This is a genomic window from Musicola paradisiaca NCPPB 2511, from assembly GCF_000400505.1.
Classification (GTDB): domain Bacteria; phylum Pseudomonadota; class Gammaproteobacteria; order Enterobacterales; family Enterobacteriaceae; genus Musicola; species Musicola paradisiaca.
Genome location: NZ_CM001857.1, coordinates 3,560,671 through 3,583,781 on the forward strand (window position 1 = coordinate 3,560,671; position 23,111 = coordinate 3,583,781).

At 53.4% G+C, this 23,111-nt stretch carries 8 protein-coding genes; 2 read left to right on the forward strand and 6 right to left on the reverse strand.

The features are described from left to right. Nucleotides 1-7: 7 nt before the first annotated feature. The 6 genes from DPA2511_RS21955 to DPA2511_RS21965 all read right to left on the reverse strand — a co-directional run bounded on the left by DPA2511_RS21955 (nt 8) and on the right by DPA2511_RS21965 (nt 19,711). On the reverse strand, nt 8-1,234 hold the full coding sequence (locus DPA2511_RS21955; RefSeq protein WP_015854739.1) for a MupA/Atu3671 family FMN-dependent luciferase-like monooxygenase: 1,227 nt from the start codon (nt 1,232-1,234) through the stop codon (nt 8-10). After that, complete coding sequence (locus tag DPA2511_RS15750; protein WP_015854740.1) at nt 1,231-3,078, reverse strand: non-ribosomal peptide synthetase; 1,848 nt, start codon at nt 3,076-3,078, stop codon at nt 1,231-1,233. The genes DPA2511_RS21955 and DPA2511_RS15750 overlap by 4 nt, the downstream gene beginning before the upstream one ends. Beyond that, complete coding sequence (locus DPA2511_RS15755; protein WP_015854741.1) at nt 3,071-4,123, reverse strand: LLM class flavin-dependent oxidoreductase; 1,053 nt, start codon at nt 4,121-4,123, stop codon at nt 3,071-3,073. The genes DPA2511_RS15750 and DPA2511_RS15755 overlap by 8 nt, the downstream gene beginning before the upstream one ends. Nucleotides 4,124-4,151: 28 nt before the next feature. Beyond that, nucleotides 4,152-7,778: an SDR family NAD(P)-dependent oxidoreductase gene (locus DPA2511_RS22460; RefSeq protein ID WP_015854742.1), complete on the reverse strand. Its 3,627-nt coding sequence runs from the start codon at nt 7,776-7,778 to the stop codon at nt 4,152-4,154. Beyond that, the gene (locus DPA2511_RS15765) at nt 7,775-17,530 is read right to left on the reverse strand and encodes a non-ribosomal peptide synthetase (RefSeq protein WP_194250204.1); all 9,756 of its coding nucleotides are present in this window, start codon (nt 17,528-17,530) and stop codon (nt 7,775-7,777) included. The genes DPA2511_RS22460 and DPA2511_RS15765 overlap by 4 nt, the downstream gene beginning before the upstream one ends. A 126-nt stretch (nt 17,531-17,656) precedes the next feature. Next, nucleotides 17,657-19,711, reverse strand: coding sequence for an AMP-binding protein (locus DPA2511_RS21965; protein ID WP_015854744.1), 2,055 nt, complete (start codon nt 19,709-19,711; stop codon nt 17,657-17,659). Nucleotides 19,712-20,116: 405 nt separating this feature from the next. On the opposite strand from DPA2511_RS21965, the gene DPA2511_RS15775 reads away from it, so the two are divergent. Both DPA2511_RS15775 and DPA2511_RS15780 read left to right on the forward strand, forming a co-directional pair. After that, nucleotides 20,117-21,283, forward strand: a complete 1,167-nt coding sequence (locus tag DPA2511_RS15775; RefSeq protein WP_015854745.1) for an AAA family ATPase — start codon at nt 20,117-20,119, stop codon at nt 21,281-21,283. A gap of 206 nt (nt 21,284-21,489) precedes the next feature. Then, complete coding sequence (locus DPA2511_RS15780; RefSeq protein WP_015854746.1) at nt 21,490-23,100, forward strand: (2,3-dihydroxybenzoyl)adenylate synthase; 1,611 nt, start codon at nt 21,490-21,492, stop codon at nt 23,098-23,100. Nucleotides 23,101-23,111: the final 11 nt, after the last annotated feature.

Sequence of the window (23,111 nt, forward strand, 5' to 3'; positions counted from 1 at the left end):
CCGAATATTATTCTGAGTGTTGAGTGCCGCATCCGGCGCATGAAACGCTAAACGCCGTTTTAAGGGCATTCAATCTGTCAAGCCCCGCTAAAATGGTGTGATGCGCCAGACCAAAATCAAGCAAACAGGCGATTTCATCGACGCCGATGCGCTGCATTTTCAATACCATCTGTTTGCAATTCTCCGCTGTCCCCAGCAACGCGCGCGCGCTGAAGTAACGTTCAAACATGTAGTTCAGCAGCACATCCCGATCGCCTTCCTGTTCATGGCGATATGCCGTCGTAAAACGGCTGTCATTTTTTATTTTTGCCTCTCCTGCAGCGACAAAAGCGTGCAGGTAGCGCATCATCGGCGCTTTTACCAGCGCTTTCACCTCGTCCTGGTTTTCGCCGATATAGGTATGCAACATGACTGTCACTTTGCCTGCTGCAGGCTCCCATCCATGTGCGGCACGCGCCTCGCGATACAGCGCAATTTTCTGTGCACATTCGCCGATGTCGTGATCCATCATTCCGGTTAAGACATTGAGGCCTAATCGACCTGCCGTGACAAAGGACTCATGGCTTAATGCAGTCAACCACACCGGCAATTCAGCCTGTATGGGCGAGGGATGAATATGCAGCGGTTGATTCGTCGAGGTAGAGACACAGAGGCGTTCCCCTCGCCATAGTTTTTGCAGGCGAGCAAGCGTTTCCAACATCAGCGTTTGACGCTGATCGAAGCGCTGCGGGCATGTGACAAAATCATCGGGGTTCCAGCCAGAGGCAATTGCGATTCCCGCACGGCCACCGCTCAGGTTATCCACCACGCTCCACTCTTCAGCGACCCGTTCCGGCGTATGCAGCGGCAACACGACACTGCCCGCCCGGATGTGAACACGTTCAGTGATCGCCGCCAGCGCGGCGCTCAACACGGAAGGGTTAGGGTACAGTCCGCCAAAATCCTTATAATGACGCTCAGGCGTCCATACCGCGTGAAAGTCATGCTGATCGGCGTATTTTGCCGCCTGTAACAAAAAATCATATTTCTTTGCGACGGTATCCCCGCTCTCCTGAGCGAAAAAGAACAAGCTGAAATCCGTCTGCCGTGCGGCGCGAGCATCGATATCCACCGCATAGGGTTGCTGAACTGGCAAGTCGGTAATTTGCCCTTTGCGCTGTAGCAATCTTGTTTCCAGTAGCCGCCTTTTCGCTTCAGATAACGCCCCAACACGCTGTTTTAATATTTCCTTCATGATGCCTCCTGAAAGAATTGCTTACGGCGAATGGTCTGAGCCAGTGCACTGAGGGTTTCAGCGTTATAGATCTCCGCGTTCTCAATGATGACGTGCAGATGACGGCGAACCTCGTTGATAAGGCGGATAGCAATAATCGAATTGCCGCCATAATCAAAAAAGTTCACGTTTAGGTTGGGAATATCGGTGTCGAGCAACTGGCCGACGATCGTCAATAATCGCTGCTCAACGCTGTTGCTATCGCAATCCGTCGTAACCTGATCCAAGGCTATCTTGGCGGACAGCGCGCGATAATCCGTTTTGCCACCGGGCAGTGTCGGTAATGCCGACAATGGAAATAGCTGAATGGGAACCATGTAACAAGGTAGACGCTCGTTAAGGTGATTGATGACCTGCCGTAGCGTTAAGGCATCGCTTGCAACATAAAATCCGTAAATTTCCGTCTGATCGTTATGCTCCCTATACACAACGGCGGCTTGAGCAACCTCAGGAATCGCCTCTATAGCGGCCTCAATGTCCCCGAGTTCGATGCGGTGACCAAGCACGTTGACGCGTCGATCCTCCCGCCCGTGATAATGCAGTTGACCATTTTTATCTCTCGACGCTAAATCGCCAGACAGATACAGACGCGAGCCATCGGTCGCGAACGGATTGGGACGAAAGCGATCAGCGGTCAGCGCAGGGGAGGCAAGATAGCCCAATGCCAACGCCTCTCCCCCCATACATAACTGCCCCACTGCATTTTCACCAAGGGGATGAAAATGTGCGTCCAACACCCAAGCCTGAATATGGTCAATCTCCGTTCCAATCGCCACGCGACCTTCGCCCTGTTGTGCTGTCGTCATGGTAAAGCACGTTGCCGTCGCCAAGGTTTCGGTCAAACCGTATTGGTTCAGTAATTGCGCCGCCGGCAGATGATGGAAAAACAGATCAACCAGCGCGCGGGAAGCACGCTCCCCGGTGGAGATCCAGATATTTAGTGATGGCAGCATGTTGCCCAGCGGCAGCCCACTGTTTAATAACAGCGTCAGATAAGCCGGTACTATGCATATCTGCGTAACCTGATGACGGGCTAACAGCGCCACGACCTGTTCAAGATCGGTATAACGCTGGACATCAATAAGCACCACTGGCAGGCCAAATCCCAATGGCGCCCATACTTCCCAAATCGCGTCAATCGCGGTATCGGGCATGACATGGGCAATGACCTCTTGCGAAGAAATCGGCTGTAGTGTCGCCATCGCGCCACAGCGTTTTAGCGATGCGCCGTGTGTCCCCAGCACGCCTTTCGGGGTGCCGGTAGAACCCGAGGTGTAAAATACCCAGGCGATATCTTGTTCTAACAGCGGAATATCAGGATCAACGGCGGGTAGCCGCGATGAACGGTTCTCGACCTCCGACCAGGTTAACAGCATCGTCCCCGCGACCGATTCGCCAGCACGCGTAAGCCCATCTTCAATAATGAGTGCGCATGGACTGGCATCGGCCAACATCTTGGCGCGCCTGAGGGCAGGAAGACCAGAGGCAAGAGGTATAAAAGCCGCCCCCAATTTCAACACCGCGAGTTGGAGCAGCACAAACATCAGTGATTTTTCGCCCTGCAGCGCCACCCGATGACCATAGCCGACGCCCTGTTCGGCCAACGCCTGCGCCAGCCGATTGCTATGCTCATCAAGCTGTGCGAACGTGAGCTCGCCTTCTTCGGACATGAGGGCGAGCCGCTGCGGATGCCAACGCGCCTGATATCTGATCAGATCCGGTAGTGAACGGGGTTCGAAACCGAATGCCGTGAGAGTAGCGCTATCCCCCAGCTTATCAAGAGAAGGCTCGGTCAGATTAATCATGTTTACCGCCTTTATTCCGTATAGGGGATAGGTCGTCTTCTGACGTCGACAACAGCGCCCTGGCAAGCGTGAACACCTGGGCGATTTCCACCAACTGCTCACTCTCCTCGGGAAGGTCAATGATAAAGCTGGTGGTCCCCTGGCGGACAAGCCGGGCAACCATACCGGCCATGCTGCGATGATCCTGTACCACGTAGGGACAATCAGCCCTGCCGTTTTCAAAGGGCGCGATCCAGTAGCCGTCCGCTACGTCAGTGGCATGGGTTTGTTGATATAAATGGTTTTTCCACTGAGCGTCGGTATATTTCATGCTGTACGCAACCACCTGTTGCCCAATCTCATCCGTGAGAAACAGCCGGTGCGCCTCACGCCAGGCGTCAGTGACGCTGGCCTTTGTCACCATCCCCAGATAAACGCCCCCCCGCCCCAGTGGATTCTCCAACTGTGGGGAGATCATCGCGACCTGATCACACCCAAGGGCTCCTGCAACCTCTTGCGCCCTCGCCGAATGGCCTGAAACAAAAAAACCGGGTTGCAGTGCCTCGGGCAGAAAAAGCGGTAATTGCAGATCCTTCAACTGATAATACTGTCCGGTAAAACTGTGAGGACGGCGTGAGGACAATAGGCTACGCACGCAGCGCGTATATTCCAGCAATCGCGCATAACGACACTGATGATCCGCCCCGACGTCTCCCAAAGCGTCGTGTGCCGCCAGAGAAGCCCCGGCGATAAGGTTGATATAGACCCGCCGCTGATACAGATAAGAAAGCGTAGCAATGGCGCGCGCCGCACTAAACGGGTGCATATAGACCGGGTTAAGCGCGATAAACGGCGAAAGCCTTGTCGTGTCTGCAGCAACCTGCGCTGCAGCCAGCCAAGGATCAATCGGGGTATCATTGCCGACAAAAAACAGCATGCCAGTAAAGCCCAACCTGTCGCACTCCTGTGCCTGAAACTTGAGATTGCCGGTGTAAGTCTGAAGATCCGTATGCCGTGATACGACCGTAAAGACGTTAAACGCACGATCTGCTGCGTTGATTTCCATATTCCCCAACCCTCATTTACACAGCGCGTCAAATTTCTATCCAACGGCTCGGCTTTCCATCCTTGATCTGCTGCGAAAGCTTACGGACCTCTTCGTCATCCATCGCTTCGAGCTCTGCTACCAGGTCTGCCAATTCATCATCCTCATCCTTGGCGGATATACTGCAAACCAGACTGGTGACGGTAGGTCGGTCAAACAGCGTCTGCATGGGAAGATCGACCTTAAACAGATCACGAATACGGGCGATAAGCTGAATTGCCGTGAGAGAATCCGCGCCAAACTTAAACAAATCGTCATCAGGCCCCAACGCGGGGTTGCCGAGCAGTTGCCGGGCCATATCAAGAATGACGGTCGCCTTATCATCGCGGCGCGTCCCCAGAGTAAGGGATTCATCAATGGTGCCGGTTATCTCCGCCATCCCGGCGATCGTGCTCCAGCGCTGCAGGCGTTCGGTCAACGAGCCGGTAGAAACAACCACATTACTCAACGCCGGATGAGCCAAAATGCGTTCAAAACACAACCTGATCTCTGTGTCACTCAATGAGAGCTGCTGAAACGTTTTCCCCAACTCATCATAATCGGCGCTCACGCCTCCTTGCCGAATCCAACCTTCCCAGTTCACACTGACCCAGTGCTTGTCTTGAGACTCACGGTTTAACCGTGTCGCACAGCTATCCATAAAGCTGTTTGCTGCGGCATACGCCGTTAACCCCAACCCCCCCAGCAGTGGGGAGAGCGAGGAAACAAACATCACAAACTGAATCGGGATGTCCTTCAGCGCATCGATAAGGATTTGCGTCCCCTGGACTTTGGCACGAAATATCCGCTCACAATGCTCTCTATCCGATTCGATAAAGGATATATGGGTCTGTTCGCCGATAAGCCCTGCCGCATGGACGAGGCCCGTCACCTTGCCATAGCGGGCGATAGTCTGTTCGAGCAATGCGTTAACCTGGTGCTCGTCACCGGCATCCGTCTGTACGACATCCACTTGTGCACCCTTACGCCATAACGCCTCCAACGCGGCGAGACGGGTTGTTTCAATGTCGCCTTGCGCAGCACGTTGGCCGTGATACAGCCCCACATCCGCGCGCGAGGTTAAGATGACCCTGGCTTGTGGATCGCGCTCGATAAAATAGCTCGCTGTCGCCAGGCCAAACTGCCCCAACCCGCCAGTGATAATGTATACGCCAGCTTGCGTCTGGCTTGCCGATACCGGCGCGAGTGGTAAAGGTTCTGCGGCGAATACCCAGCGCTGACCTGCCCTAAATGCGATCAGGGTTTCGTTACTTTGTCGATTGACTTCGTTGATAATGGCTGGCACCGCAAGGGCGATATCGTCCCCCGAGCACAGATCCAACTGGCGGCATATCAAGCGCCCCGACTCCTGAGTCACCACGCGATTCAGGCCGTTTATCAACGCGGAATAAGGCACCGGCGTCTCATGACCAAGCACCTGAAAAACGGAATCCGTTATCCACCAGACCTGTTGCTGCCCCGTGGTTTTCGCCGCCAGCGCTTTAAGCAGAGACAAACCGCTGTAAAAACCCTGAGCGAGAGCATGTTGCGATGAGACAGGCTTAGAGGAGAACAACCAACCGTGGAGGATGTGCGATACGCCTTCCGACACACTGAGGTGTTCTATGAGCTGGAGATAGCTTGCTGGCTCTTCCACGGCTACCACATAACGTTTCGCCGACTGCTGGCTAAAGGTGTCACCTGCATAAACGCGGATCAGCGGCTGTCCACGTTGCTCAATGCCATCGGCCAGCCATTCGCTCGCCTCGCCCTCCTGCACGAAGATTAACCAGGGCAATGCATCGGCCGCCGTTTGTGAAGCGGTAATAAGCTGACGACGCCACGAGTGCTGCCAGAACCAGTCAGCCGTTTCGACCTGCCTGGTCACCAGTGTCGTCGCGCCGTTCTCGGGAAATCGGTAATCGAGCCAATAGCGATTTTGCGCCAACGGATAACCCGGCACACTGACACGTCTGCAATCCAGCGCCTGATAATAGCCCTGCCAGTCAACAACGGCGCCTTGCTGCCACAACACGCCAATATCCTTTTGCCCTGCCGAAGTCTCGGGTTGTTCATTGGCCATAATGCGCTGCGCCAGCGCCTCGCCGCACAGGTTAGCGGGCAGCGTTAACGCCTGACGATGTTCGAAAAAGCGACGCCCGACAGCAAAGGTGAAAGCGACATCGGCAGCACAAATTTCGGGGTGTTTACTCAGGTAATCCGCCAGCGTCTTGCGCAACGCAGACAACGTCGGTTCCGTTTTAGCCGATAACGGCAACACCACGTCATTGGCCTGTTGGTCAAGGGCAGATCTTGGGGAATCGCACCACTCTTCAACAATAATATGTGCGTTGGTACCGCCTATCCCCAGAGAAGAAACCCCTGCCCTGCGCGGCCCCTCAGGTGAAGGCCAGGGCGCAAGCTCGCGGTTGATATAAAAAGGTGTATCTTCGATCTTGAGATCGGGATTTACCTTGTCCACATGAATACTGGGGGGCAAAACCTGATGTTTAAGCGACATGACCGTTTTAATCAATCCTGCCATGCCGGCAGCAGCATCAAGATGCCCTACGTTCGGCTTGACGGAGGATAGTGCACAATACTGTTTTGCGGCGCAGTCATTGCGAAAGGCATTGGTCAGCGCGGCAACCTCGATAGGATCGCCCATACGCGTTCCGGTGCCGTGGGCTTCAACCAGCGTAATCGTGTCGGCTGTCACGCCCGAAACGGCCAGACTCTCCACGATAGCCCGCGATTGCCCATCCACGCTGGGCGCGGTAAAACCGACTTTCTGATGACCATCATTATTAACCGCAGAACCGAGGATCACCGCATGTATATTGTGCTTTTGTGCAATAGCGTCTTCCAGACGTTGCAGCACCACCACGCCGACGCCATTGCCGAACACCGTACCATTCGCCGCCTGATCAAACGTGCGGCACACACCATCCGGGGAGACGATTCCCCCCTCCTGATACAGATAGCCGCTGTCTTGGGGCACGGTGACGCACACCGCCCCCGCTAAGGCCAGTTCAGCCTCATGATTTAACAGCATTTGGCAAGCCAAATGTACCGCGACCAGTGACGTGGAGCAGGCTGTCTGTACACTGTAGCTCGGCCCCTGCAGATTCAGTTTGTAGCTAAGCATTGTCGGGAGGAAATCGAGATTATTGCCAATGCCCATCGCGTCAAAACCGATGGCATCAACGATCTCCTGATGAGAGAGGCAGTTCATTAAATAACGGCTCATCGTGCCGCCTGCCACCACCCCGATAGCGCCTGCAAAACGTTCTGTATCAATGGCGGCGTCCTCAAGCGCACGCCATGCACACATCAAAAAACGGCGGTGTTGCGGGTCCATGACCTCCGCTTCTCTAGCCGAAAAATCAAAGAAATCAGCGTCAAACTCCTCTACGCTGCGCAACCGGGCGGCCACAGGAACAAAATTTTTCGCCGTAGGATCGATCTTTTTGAAAGGATCGGGCGTTATCTCATCCGCCGAAATCGGCTCGATGCTACAGGTTCCCGCAACCAGGTTCTGCCAAAACGCCTCGACAGAATCCGCGCCAGGGAACTCACCCGCCATCCCTACGATCGCAATGCTGTTCGCCAAATTTGCGTTCTCAAATTGATTCACAATAGTTCCCCCTTGTACTTCGCCCGGCGGCCTGATTGACGACGCTGTCCCCGCTCAACAGCGCTATTAAACGAGGTTTGTTTTATTCCCGATAAATGCTTTGCCAACTGCGAGACGGAGGGATGGCGGAAAAGATCAATAAATGACAAGGCATTACCGCTGCGACGGGTGATTTCGTTACAAACCGCAATCACCAGAAGAGAATGCCCTCCAAGATCGAAAAAGTTATCTTCCCTCCCCACAGAAGGAACATGCAAAAACTCAGACCACACCTGCGCAATCAGCGTCTCCATCGCGCCTTGAGGAGGTGTGGCGTGCAGCATTCGATGGCTCGCAGCGTCCTGAAGACGTTGCCGCATTAACGTTCTGCTGATTTTGCCACTGCTGGTTTTTTCCATCTTGCTGACGACCTCTATTGACGCTGGCACCATATAGTTCGGGAGCCGTTCAGCGAGGTACGCCCTGATGCTGTCAGCATCAAGATCCATCTTGACGGGTGCTCTGGCGTAGCGCATGGCCGCCTGTTCCAGGCCAGGCGCTGGCGTAGCGCTTTCCTCGTAAGAACGTCTGGCGTAGACCATATACAGCGGAACCCCAGGGAAATGCCCTGATGCCTCCACCACAAGCGCATAGCCTTTTGCTGTCAGCAACGAGGTCACGTTGTCGAGTTGTCGATCCCGATCTTCGACTTCGAGAACAATCTGGCGCAGACGGGACCAATCCTGCTCGTCAATCCCCTCCAGCACCTGCAACTCCGCACGTTCAACGTCAATTTTGAGCAGGTGGATAACCGGTTCATTCATGTCGGCGAGCAACGCAGAAAGCGGTCGCACTTCAAGCATGTGATGTTGCGGAACCATGCGGCTGTCGATCAGGTCCTCGATACGCTCTGCCAGAACAGCAGCCTGCTGCTGTTCTGGCGCATCGAGAAGATGTTTCGTGGCGGCGGCCTTGACGATATAGCCATCCGCGTTAGGGTCGGCAAAAAAGCCAGAGGTCAGCGAGGAGCCTTCATAGGTGGTGAATCGTCGCCGTTCATGTCGCGCGCCACAGCCGACCTCAAAGACCTTGCCCTGACAGCGATGCAACACATAGTTTTGTCGCAATAACGCCGCGCTCGCAGGAGCAGGCTCAATGGCATAGACCCTAGCGCCGAATTCATAGTGAACAAAAAGAGAAAACAGACCGATATTGGCACCCACGTCCACTACCACGTCACCAGGGCTTACGACAATGCCATGTCGTACATAATCCCTATCGTCGAATATCTCTCTCCAGGTATGATCGGTTTCAGCCTTGGAATGATGCAGTACAATCAAGTGATTGGGCAGCTCATAAGCACGTTGGTCATGCAGCAGTTGCTGAACCCGTGTCAGCTCAAGCGCTGCAACGATTTGTGCCTCCTGGCGCGGATTAGCTATCGTGGTGACAAAACACTGCTTGATACCGGGATGCGTTTCGGCGGCATGGATAATTTCATCAAGCTCAATACGAAAACCGCGCAGATTGACCTGCTGATCGGCGCGACCGCTAAACACCAATTGCGCCGCATCATTGATAAACCCCAAATCACCCGTTTTATACATCAACGCCCCCGCCATCGGGGTAAAGGGGTCAGGGAGGAAAGCGCTTGCCGTTAATCCAGCCTTTCCCTGATAACCACGGTTGACGCCAGGCCCCCCGACGTAGATTTCCCCCACAATACCCATGGGAACCTGCCGCATACGACGATCCAGCAAATACACCGTCATATCGGCAACTGGCCTGCCAATGGGGGAGTACCCGTTGCCGCTAACCGTCGGGGGAATGGCATACAGCGTCACATCGTTTGACAGTTCAGAGGTCCCGTACATGTTAAATAACCGGGCATTAGGCAATTGGCGGTAGAATGCCGCGCTCAGGCCATCCGGCAATGCTTCACCGCTGGCCAACCAATAGTTCAACGCCGCCAGTCGTTGCGCCAGATTTTCACCGCTGTCCAGCAATTGCCTCAGCAGCGAGGGAACCAGCACGATGCGCGTGACGCGGTGTTGTTGGAGCACGGCAATAAGATCCGCCATCGATAGCAGGGTGTGATTGTCGATAACCACTGTCATAACACCTTGCAATAACGGCCCGAAAATCTCCTGTATCGAATCGCCAAAGGTGTACGCGGTTTTCTGACAACAGACCTCGTCGGTAGCAAAAGGGGAGTCCCGCCACATCCATTCAAGGCAGTTTTTGGTGCTACGGTGGGTTCCCATCACACCTTTTGGTTCTCCGGTTGAACCAGAGGTGAACATGACATAGGCCAGGTTGTCATCATGACAACCGTGTTCAGGGGTCAAGTGCGAGCATGCTGTCACCGCCGCATCAGGATTATCCAACAAGACCGTTTCAATCCCCTCAATGGACGCAACAGCCTGCTGCAGCAGCGTTTGGGTCAACACAAGCCGAATACCAGCACTGGCGACGATGGATGCGAGGCGCATCTGCGGTAGCGTGGGATCAAGGGGCAAATAAGCGCCCCCTGCTTTCAGGATCGCCAGCAATCCAACATACATATCTATACCGGGCTCCACACAAAGCCCGACGACCGTTTCCGGCCCAGCCCCCTTCTGTTGCAAATAGCAGGCAAACTGATTTGCCTTCCGATTAAGCGCCAGATAGGTGATTTGCGCTACGCCTGCTCGCACCGCCACACGGTTCGGTGTGGCCTCAACCTGGCGTACAAAGATATCCTGTAGGCAACCGGCCGCAGGTTTGACAGGCATCGGACGCCTGCTGAACCTATGGTGGTTCTGCCAATCCTCTGGCGTCCATTCGCTCACCGTCGAGAGAGGCTGCTCCCCGTTATCAATCACATTGGTTAACATCACGAGAAATCTATCGAGCAGCAAGCGGATATCGCGTTCTGTAAAACGCCGAGTATCGTAGTTCAACTGAACAACGAAAGGGTCGGTCGGTATCACCACCAGCATCAGGGGATAATTGGACTGTTGTATCGTCCTCGCGTTATCAAAACGCAGCTCACCACTGTTCTGGCTTAACCTGTGATCCAAGGGATAGTTTTCAAACAGTACAACGCTCTGGTAAGGCTGTTCGCCGCGCGGCAGATCAACCCAACGGATCACGTCGGAGAGGGGACTGGACTGAACCGACTGTAGCGCGATTTGCTGCTTCTGCACGCTGAAAAGCCATGTTTTGACTTGTAAATCGGGATCGGCGTGCACCCGAAAGATCACTGTGTTGATAAACATGCCCACACAGTGTTCCATCTGTGGCATATCTATCGTTCTGCCGGATAAGGTGACGCCGAACAACGCCTGAGACTCCCCGGTATAACGGGTAAGCAGCAACCCCCATACCGCCGTGATCACGCTGTTAACGGTTAGGCGATTTTCCCGACAAAAGCCGTCCAGCGCGGCACGTTGTTCAGAAGAAAAAACATGGCTGCACTCGCCCGGCAATCCAACGGCGGTTTCGTCAAGCTGCTGTGGGCCGCGATCAATAGGTAATAAGGGCATTACGCTGACATCTTGTAGCGCCCGTTGCCAGAAGGCGGAGTGATCCTGCGCCGACTGTTGCAGCGCCCACGAAAGTTGGGACGAGAATGAAGGCGGTGCCGCTAGAGGCAGTCCCTGGTAGCTATCATGGACAGCCTTAAAGATCAGCGCCACCGACCAGCCATCCACCAACAGATGATGGAAAGTCCAGATCATTTTATGCATATCATTGTCCCAATGAATGATATGCAAGCGCATCAGCGGAGGCCGGCTAAGATCGAACTCGCACTGACGATCGGCCAGCAACAGCTTTTTCAACAGATTTTCACGTTGCGCTGCGCTTTCAGCGCGCCAATCCAGCGTGATGATGGCGACGTCACCATCAGGGGCAACCTTTTGCAGCGGCTCTCGGCTTTCCTGCCAATGAAATCCAACCCTTAAGGCGCTATAGTTCAACACCACACGCCGCCAGGCTTGCTTGAACCGCGCCACGTCAAGCTGGCCATGCAAATCCACCGAAAGTTGATTGAGATACAGGCTGGAAGAAGGCTCCGCCAGACAGTGCAACAACATGCCGTGTTGCACTGGGGTCAAAGGCAGAACATCCTCATCCTGCGGCGGTTCTGGCGGGTCTTCCCCACCGATAAAATGATTAATAATGGACTCAAGATGATCCAATAACTGGAGAGCCAGTTGGCTATCGAGCCGATTATCGAAGATGACTTCGAGGGTGATTTGTTTGTCACGTTCAAAACTGATCAGATCGAGCGCGTAGGGACGCGGCTGTTGATCTGCTACGCGTACGTCGGTTGCCATCTCTACCAGGGCAAACACCGAATCATCAGGTAATAGCGTATCAATACAACCAAGATGATTGAAACTCACCGCCGCCTTGGGTAAAACCTGCATGGCGGCCCGTTGACTGCCGTAACGCAACAGGCCATACGCCAAACCATGTTGTTGACGCAGTTTGTACTGCCTGGACGTTTCCTCTATTTGCTGTTGCGGACTACAGTCATCGGCGATATCCACGACCAACGGGAAGAGACAACTGAACCACCCCACGGCACGTTCTAGCCCCATCGTCGCGGGCACATACTGGCGACCATGCGTTTCGATATCCATCAGTACGCGATGTGTCCCGGTCATCCGGCGCAAAGCCAATGCCAATACCGTAAGCAGACAGTCTTGTAATGAGGCCTTACTCTTTTTGGCAAGCGCATGCAGGCGTGTCGTTTGCCCGCTGGAAAGCAACAGCCTTCGTTGACTCACACCATGATGATAACGCTTCGCTTCAACCAAGCCAGGGATAGGCGCCGCTACCGTTCCCAACAACCCCTGCCAGTAGTAAAACTCACTCTCAAAGATATCCTGCTGGACGTTATCCGTGAGAAAATTCGCCCATACGGCAAAACCATGTTCAACGTGATGTTCTGAGGGTTGCGGTGAGGCCAGGCAATCCTGGAGATCGCGGAGCACGATGGATAAGGAGAGCACATCCACCGCCAGGTGGTGGATCACGATCACCAACCGTTGTTGGTCAGCCGCATTTACCAACCAGAACTGCGCCGTTTGCCCCTGCGCGCTGACGGCGGCGTTGGCGTCTTCCTCTACCTGTGCGCAATAGGCGTTAATATCCTGATTTTCCGGCATCTCGCAGAGGGAAAAGGCACTTTTTACCTGAGAAGCATCATAGTGCTGGAGCCAGCCATCACTGTCGGTTTTCTGCAGCCTTAATGTCAGGATTGGATGACGCGTCAACAATTCGATAACCGCCTGCTTTATCTTTTCTGGCGGCAATCGCGTTTTCATGTGCAGCGTGAAACGTTGGTTGTATCCGGCAAGAGGATCGACACTTTGCTCAACATACCAGCGTTGTATTGGCGTCAGCGGGAAAGCTGCAGATACCGGGGTAGTGCGGACAGGTTGCACGTCACTCTGTATAATCGCGCAATGTGTTGCCAGTTCACCGACCGTCTGGTGTTCAAAGCACTGCTCGATCGTCAAATCGATTCCCTTTTTCCGTATCCGGGAAACGATTTGGATAATCATGATAGAGTCCAGCCCCAGATCGAACAGGTTATCATCCAACTGCACAGGGGATACGGCCATCACCTCCTGCACCACGTCCGTTAAGGCCATTTTCACACTGTCAATCGTCATCTCCGGCATCGCGGAGGCCGCAGGATCACATTCGACTGAGGTTTGCGTGGCGTGCTCCTCTGACGATAGGTTAGCCACAATATTGTTAACCGTTTGATAGTCAAAAAAACTATCGATGCTTACCGCGATTCCCTGACGTTGCAATCTGGCGACGATTTGAATGATGGAAATGGAATCCGCACCCAGGTCAAAAATATTGTCATGCCCCGACATCTCCGTGATCCCAAGTACATTTTGGATCACTGCCATCATCTGCTCACTCACGCCGCTGTTTTCTGGCTGAGCCGTCGGTTTCGGCTGAAACGGCGTCTCAGAACCGGAAGACGCCAGCATCCGCTTTCTGTCCAACTTGCCACTTGGGAAATAAGGCAATGCCTGTTGCAGCACATATTGTGCGGGCCACATAAAGTTCGGCAATATCGTTTGCAGGTGACGCCGAAGCCGCTCGCTCATCTGCTGTTCAGAAACCTCTGCCGCCTCAGCGGGAACAATCCAGGCCACCAGCGAAGCTTCTCCTCCTCGTTCCGCCGGAAAACGCAGATCGACCGCTGCATCTGCGACATCGGCATGCAGCTTCAGTGCGACTTCAATTTCTTCCAGCTCGATGCGGTAGCCTCTGAGCTTCACCTGTTGATCGATCCGTCCCAGGATCTCAATATTGCCGTCACTACGGTAGCGAGCCAAATCGCCAGTTCTGTACATTCGGCTAAACCGATGGCTGCTTTCAGCCTGTCGCGCGGCCTGCCTAACCTGCTTCCCGCCCGTGAAGCTCCACACGTCATATTCCTGCAAGCCATCTCGGCTCAGCACGACATACGGGAAACGGTACATCCGCACGTCGCATTGAAAGATATCCTCGAGCAACAGCGTGAGATCCCGCACATCCTCTAGCAGACTGTTCCCTTTCACCAGGCGCAGCGACGGGGGCGTATACTCTATCTGCTCGTCGGTATCCGGGTTGTCATCAAGTGGGATCACCGGCAGCAACGTCTGCAGCGCAAAGCGTCCCCCCTGGCGCAAACTGGTATAAATATTCAGTAACAGTTGTTTGGGATCAGCAACGCGATCGAGTACCAATGTGGAAAGCGCAAAATCAAGTGAACCCTCAGTAATGCCTGCATCCACCGAAAAGGTTTCCCAAGGATCGTCAATTTTTGCCAATTCGGCTTGCTGTCCCGCCTGACGCGCGGCATCCACGAAACTGGGAATATAGTCCACCCCTTTCGCTATCGCCCCCATTTCGCTCAGGCGCGTCAGCACTTCACCGTTGCCAAAACCGAAGTCAGCACCATTCATTCCTTTAAAATCAGATAGTTCCAGCACTGTCTGCAATAATGCTCTGGTAAGCCCTTCCGCTTTGTAGGTGCCCTGACGCCCTTCCAGAAAATAGCGTTGCCATGCCCGCTTACTGTTATTGGTGATCAAGGCGGCAAAAATCCGTTCGGTCGCTCGATCCTGCACCGCGTCATAACCTGTGGGGTTTTCTTGCGCAGTGATCGCGCGCGCGTGAGCCCCCAGATCGCGCCATTTGCGTTTGAAACGATCAATCGCCTGACTGGCCTCGGCCAGGATTAACGGCTGCGGCAATGCCATGCCCACAGCATAGGGATTGGGGAGAAAGCGTTCTGCGGTCAATGCCGGGTGACCGTGATAACCACTGGCCAGATTGCCCCCCGACAGATATAACTCACCGATGGCGCCTTGTGGTAGCAACTGCAGCTCATCGTCAAGAATATAGGAGTGCACATTCGCCATCGGAAAACCAATCGGCACCTTTCTGTCAGCATTGACTGCATGATCGCGTTGCCCTGCGGGAGTACTGATATCGCTGGCATGGGAATAGACCGTTCCTTCCGTCGGCCCATAGCCATTGATAAACCGGCAACATCCCCGCCAACGCTGCGCCAAACTCGGAGGACAGTGCTCGCCGACAGACACGATGGTCAGCGCGCTCTGACGGATAATTCTGTCAGGATTGAGAAGTTTTAAGAGCGAGGGAACAAAAACTGCAACGCTGATTGCTTGCTGATTAAGGCTATCGATCAGCGCATCTGGCTCGACGTTATCGCGATCAAGCAACACCAAGGTGCAGCCGTTCAATAACGCCATCGTCATCTCACCTATCGCGCCATCAAATGACACGGTGGCGAACTGTGAAATTCGGCTCTCCGGGGTCAACCGAAAATAATCGCGCTGCCATTGTGCCAAGTTCACCACGCTGGCATGTTCAACCACCACGCCTTTGGGGACGCCGGTGCTGCCAGAGGTATAAATCAAATAGGCAGGCTGTGCGGGATGGATAGCCCTCAGTCTGTAGGAGCGCTCAGATTTTGCTGCTTTGCGGCACAACGCATCGTAAGACAGCGTGGCTAAGCTATCCGTCAAATCATGATGGCTTTCTGGCTCGGTGATGATGAGCGCACAGTCAGATTCGGCCAAAACGGCGCGAATTCGCTCGCGCGGTTGCTTGTTATCCAACGGAATAAAGGCGGCCCCTGCCTTCAACACCCCCATGACGCACACGAAAAAAGGGATGGAACGCTTCAGGGCAATGGCGACACGATCCCCGGCATGTATCCCATGCTCGGCCAAATAGACAGCAATTCGGTCAGATTCCTCATGCAGTTGCCGGTAGCTCAGGGTACGACCATTATGTTCCAACGCATGCTTTTCTGGCCATTTTCTCGCAAAGCGTTGCACAACATCCGTGATGGTGGCCTCGTGCTGCGGCGTATCCGTACAATTAAAATCCACGAGTAACTGTGTTTGCTGATCCGGCATCAGCAACGGCAGTCGTGCTATTGCCTCACTGTCCTCCGCGACGACAAATGCCGCCAACAGGTTCATCCACGACTGTGCCATATTGTTAATCGTCGCGGCATCAAACAACGCGGTGCTGTATCTGACCGACAGATTAAGTGCGTTTTTTGTCTGTTGAAGAAAGAAAAACAGTTCAAACAGAGCGTGGCCGCTCTCCACAATGTCAGTTGTGGTGACGGTGCCGTTAAAACTGAGCGTCGGCTCCGGCGTGCTATTGAGAACGAACGCGTGCTGAAAAAGCGGATGAAGATGTCGTTCGCGCGGGAGGTTGAGATGTTTTACCAGTTCCTCGAACGGCAGGGATTTATGTGCCAACGCACCTTTAACTCGCTGTTTAACCTGATCGATTAACACCTTGATGGTGGTCTTGTCCCGCAACGTTGCCCGCAGCACCAGCGTATTGATTAAGGGAGCAACCGTCGCTAAAGCGGTCGCCGAATCTCTGTCAGCAACGGAGGAGCCGATGATCAGATCACGCTGCCCGGTATAGCGGTTTAGCAACAGATAAAAGGTACTCAGCAAGATCACAAATCTTGTCGTTTGGTGGCGTTCCGCCATCCGATCCACGCGGATAATAATCCGCCGGGGAATAGCCGCGTTAATAGTGGCAGCAGGATGTATTATCGACGTGCGGATCTGCCGATCCACCGGCATTTCCAACCGTTCGAAATCGCGCAACTGTGCAAGCCAGTAGTCTAAATGCGGCGTGGGTTCACGGGCACTGGGTGCATCTGCGGGAGGAAGACAATGACGAACCTCCTCTGCGGGCAAGTGCCAAGATATATCCTGGTGCGCGCAACGATAGTATTCAGAGAGATCGCGAGCAATGACATGTGCCGACCAGGCGTCGAAAACAATATGGTGGAAAACGATGACTAACCAGGAATGGCTATCATCATCACTGAGCAAGGACACCCGTAGTGGCGTTTCTGTGGCGATATCAATCACGCGAGCCGCCTGTGTGCTCACCCAGCGATCAACCAGCGCGTCATCCTCTTCAACAGCCGTGCTGCGCGCCCGTTCTTCTGCCAACGATGCTCTTTCAATGTTAGTCAGCGGTTGAGAGAGATAACGGATCACGCGGTTCCCATCAAGCCTGAAGCGCGCGCGAAGCATCGGATGGTGCTGATACAGCGCCAGGAAAGCCCGTTCTAACGCCACGGTATCCAGCGGCCCCTGTATCGTGGCTTTCACCACTTCATTAAACGCCGCTGAAGCGCCGCATTGTTGTTCGATAAACCAAATCCTTTGTTGGGCGGGAGGCAACGTGGTTTCAGCTTCCACGCCCGGACCGTCCTCACCTGAACAGCGCGCTTTTTTGTTTGCCAACATCCGCTGTAGGATTTTCATCTGTCCTGCAGACAACGATTGGATCTTTTCCTTAAACAAGTCGCCATGTGCCATACGCAGTTATACTTCATGTAATCGTTGTTCGATTTCCGCCTCTGACATCCCTTGCAACTGGTCCAGGAAATCCCCCAGTTCCATGTCATCAACGCCCATAATCAACTCTGCGGCAATAATATTCGCCAATCCGGCCACTGTTGGGTTGTCAAGAACCCATTCCAACCTGATGTTCATCTCATATTCTTGCTCAAGCCTTGCGGCTAACTGCATCGCAGCAATAGAGTCCCCACCAAGCTCAAAAAATGAATCGTCTGCATTGATGTGCTCCCGCTTAAGGATTTGCTGCACGATATGTGCAATCGTTGATTCAAGGCCAGGCTTGGGAGGCAGGCCACCCGCGCCGTTTACGGGCGCTCCGCATTGCTGGTATAAGCAGTGCAAGTGGTTCTCACGCCAGGCAACAGCCATCTCTTTACGCCGTATTTTGCCGCTGGAGGTGCGTAGCAACGTGCCGGAACGGACCAACACAACGGCATACAGGCGAATTCCCTGCTCTTTTGCGATCGCCTCTTGAATTGCCGATACTATCTGACGTAACAGTTCACCCTCTCGGATACGGCTTTCAGCGATGATCACGACTTCATCACGCCCCTCAATTTCAGTTTGGATCGCGCAGCATGAGTGAGATTTGATAATCGGGTGGGCGTTCTCAGCGGTATACTCAAGGTATTGGGGCGGGAAATTTTTGCCGTTGACAATCAACATATCCGACAGTCTGCCTGTGACAAATAGTTGCCCATTCAGCGTAAATCCCGCGTCACCGGTTTTAAGATAGTCCCCCGGCACTCCGCTTATTTCACCGCAAAACCGTTGCTGCAGTTCTGGCTCTGCAGCCCAATATCCGAGCGCGACACTGGCTCCCTTAACCCATATTTCACCGACCTTCGCATCACTTAATGGCAGGCCGCTTTTCAGGCAGACAATGTCGATCGGTTGTGCAATCGCGCCAGAGGAAATCAGCTCCACGCCCCCGTGGGGAACAATGCAAACTTCCCCTTGCGTGACAAGCCGTTCTTTATCAACCCGAATAACCACGGGGGCAGATGATAAATCGGTACTCGCGACCATTAACGTGGCTTCTGCCAATCCATAACAAGGCAGAAATGCGTCGTAGCGGAAGCCAGCTTCCGCCAAAGCAACAGAAAAATTGCGCATCGTCACTTCACTCACTGGCTCTGCGCCATTAAACGCGACTTTCCAGGGGGAGAGATCCAATTGCCTGACGAGATCAGGCTGCCATTTTTCCAGGCAGAGCGCATAGGCGAAGTTTGGGCCGCCGCTGATGGTCGCTTTGTAACGGCTGATACCTTGCAGCCACAGCATGGGTTGGCCGATAAAGTTTATCGGGGAGGTAAAATTACACTCGTGACCTACCAGCAGAGGGGTCAATAAACACCCCACCAATCCCATATCGTGATAAGGGGGCAACCAACTGAACAACACTGACTCGCTGGTCAGGCCAAAACGCTGGGCGATAAGCGTGAGCTGTTGCAGCAAATTATCCCGGCTAACCATAACGCCTTTCGCGTTTCCCGTAGAACCGGAGGTGTATTGGATAAAGGCGACGTCTTCACGCTTTAAGCCGGTAACGCTGGCGGCAACATCAACGTTTTCCAGGTTCTGTCCATCGACCATGATCACGCGCAGGGGACTGTCAGCATCCAGCGCCATTCTGAACTGCTGCAACGCCTCTGGTGATAGGACATCAACCAGAACCGCTTTCGCCGCCGCGTTATCGCTAATGACGTTAAAGCGCGCTTTCGCCCGTTGGGAACGGGGAAACGGAACAGGGACTGCGACGACCCCAGCGAAAAGACAAGCCAGCAGCGCGACGATAAACGCAATACCCGGTTCGGTTGCCACCAGCACGCGTTCACGTACCAGGTGTTCACGTTGCAACAGGGTAGCCAACGCCCTGGCCTGTTGCGCTAATTCGCCAAAAGTAATGCTTTGCTGCTCCGTTAATTCCTTTGTTAAGAAACGATAGGCACGCTTATTAATGTGAGCACTAAAACAACGAGTAAAGGAGTTGGATAAAGCATCTTCTGAGCTATGCATAACGATTCCTTTCACATCTTTCTCGACATCCTATTAGGCCTACCCACTGCGAAAAACCATAAACATCAGAGTAAGTCACTGATAGAACGCTATTTTAATGAATCCCATTTATCCAGAGAAAACGCTGACAGACAATATTTACAACACTTACAACATTATGTTACACATTAACAGCATGCTTATAAAAAAGTAAACCTCCATTATTTATTATGAGTTTTTCTTATGATTTACCCATGACAATTGACTATTAACGCTTGCTGCGATGGGGGCTGATGGGATAAAGGGAGGGATCGGGTTGGCTGCAAACGTGGTTTACTACCTATTAGCTGTTAGGAAAATTGCTTGTTTTAATTAACTGAAGGGATGTTAATTACCACTCATGATACTCGGGAGAATAAAACACGAATGTTGACTTCCCTTTCGATTGCCAACTATCGCTCTATCCGTGACCTCACCCTTCCATTGGGCTCCCTGAATATCATCACAGGTGAGAATGGAAGCGGAAAATCAAACCTTTACAAAGCGTTGCGCTTGCTGGCTGAAACGGCGAAAGGGGGCGTCATTAACTCATTGGCAGAGGAAGGCGGACTGGCTTCAACGTATTGGGCAGGCCCGGAAAACATTACTTCGGGCATGCGGCGCGGCGACACCCCCATTGAAGGTCTACAACGTAACCAAACTTTACGGCTTAAGCTGGGATTCGCCAGCGATAGTTTTGGCTATGCCATCACCTTGGGTCTACCTACGCCAACCCGCTCTGCGTTTTCTCGTGATCCAGAGATAAAATGTGAGGCGATTTTTAATGGCGCATACTATCGACCAGCCTCTTCTCTCGTGGAACGCAGAGGCAATGTCATAAAAGTACGGCCAGGCAGACAGTGGCAGGTTGTCTCACAGCATGTCCCCGTTTATGGCAGTATGTTTGACCAGTTAGCCGACCCCATCTCGGCTCCAGAGGTTTTTCATGTTCGCGAAATGATCCGCAACTGGCGCTTCTACGATCATTTCCGTACCGATAAAGATGCCCCTGCCCGTCAAATTCAATTGGGCACAAGATCACCGGTTTTGCACCATGATGGGCGAGATCTGGCAGCTGCGATCCAAACAATTGTAGAAATCGGCGATCCCCAGGCGCTTGCAAACGCCATTGACGATGCTTTTCCCGGTAGCCGGTTGGAGGTCATCTCTCACAACGACGGCCGTTTTTCGCTGGCATTTTACCAAAAGGGTTTGCTTCGCCCTCTTTCCGGTGCTGAGTTATCCGACGGCACGCTGAGGTTCATTCTCTGGGTCGCCGCGCTTTTGACGCCGCGCCCGCCCGAACTCATGGTACTCAATGAACCAGAAACAAGCTTGCACCCCGACCTGTTGCCTGCCTTGGCGAGGTTAATCTTACAGGCATCACAACGCTCACAAATCTGGGTTATCTCACACGCCAACCGGTTGATCCACACATTGGTAGACCATCCCGACGGTCAATCGCTTGAACTGATAAAAGAGTTGGGACAAACCAAGATTAAGGGGCAAGGCATGTTGGACAGCCCCGCGTGGCACTGGCCAAGTGAAGGATAGAAGGCAAAGAATTAGCCGATAAAAACAGGCAGGTGACCGGGACCTTTACCAAATTAAAGTTGGCCACCTGTTATAAAGCGAGATTTCACCTTAATCCATAACGTGCACGTGCTGGCATTTTGCCTGACTCAGCCTGACATGATGAATACTCACCACGATGCGACAGGCTTTCGGCATTTATAAGGCGAACATTAAGGAGTATTGGTATGACTATCGCGTATCACCGCTGGCCTAACGCGTTGGCAGCCCGCTATCGGGCTAAAGGTTACTGGATAGATCTGCCACTGACAGACGTGATAACACGGCATGTGGATACCGAACGGGTCGCACTGACCGATAATGGCAAAAACTACAGTTATGCGGAACTCCATCGCTTGTCTAATCAGTTGGCTGCCGCACTTGCGCAACGCGGACTTCGGCGTGGTGACACGGCGCTGATCCAATTAGGCAATATCGCCGAATTTTATATTGTCTTCTTCGCCCTGTTGAAAATCGGCGTAGCGCCAGTCAATGCGCTATTTAGCCACCAGCGGCACGAAATGGATGCCTACGCCCTGCAGATTCACCCCCGCGCGCTGATTGCCGATCGCCAACATAAACTATTTCACGATAATACCTATCTGCAGCAGTTACGCCACGCACACCCAAACCTGAACATTGTGGCCTTTCACCATCAGGATACGGGCGATGAGTCACTGTCCATGCTGATACAACAAGCAGACACTGGCTTTGTTCCTTCGCCATCAGCGGCAGATGAGGTCGCGTTTTTCCAGCTTTCCGGCGGCAGCACCGGGACACCCAAGCTCATTCCACGCACTCACAACGATTACTATTACAGTATTCGTGGCAGTGTCGACATCTGTCGCTTCACCCCGCAGACACGCTACCTATGCGCACTGCCCGCAGCACATAACTATCCCCTCAGTTCCCCAGGATCACTCGGCGTATTCTATGCCAATGGCACGGTGATACTGGCACCCGATCCGAGTGCGACCACCTGCTTCGCATTGATTGAACGGTATCAGGTGACAGTCGCGGCACTGGTTCCTCCCGCCGCCAGTCTATGGCTACAAGCGGTCAAGGATAGCGGCAGTCAGGCGCTGCGTTCGCTTGAACTTCTGCAGGTGGGCGGCGCGCGGCTGAGTCCGCGTGTGGCATCAGAAATCCCTTCCCAACTAGGCTGCCAACTACAGCAAGTGTTCGGCATGGCCGAAGGGCTGGTGAATTATACTCGTCTCGACGATCCCCAGGATCGTATTTTCACAACTCAGGGGCGTCCCATTTCACCCGACGACGACGTGTGGGTGGCTGATGACCATGGCGCGCCTCTGCCTGCCAACCGGATCGGGCGGTTAATGACGCGAGGTCCTTACACCATTCGCGGCTATTACAACAGCCCACAGTACAATGCTACCGTTTTCGATGCCGACGGCTTCTACTGTTCAGGCGATCTGGTGGCCATTGATGAGGACGGTTATATCACTGTTCATGGGCGGGAAAAGGATCAGATCAATCGTGGTGGTGAAAAGATTGCCGCAGAAGAGATCGAGAATTTACTACTAATGCATCCCTCAGTGACAGAAGCGGCGCTGGTGGCGATAGAGGACGAACTGATAGGAGAAAAAAGTTACGCCTTCATCATGGCGAATGAGCCGCTAAAAAACGTCGAAATACGCCGTTTTTTACGCAGCCATGGCGTAGCGGATTACAAATTACCCGATCACGTTGAAATTCTATCTGCTTTGCCGCTAACACCGGTCGGCAAAATAGATAAAAAACAGTTGCGTCAATTATTGGTACTGAAAACCATTTTATAGCTATTCTGGAT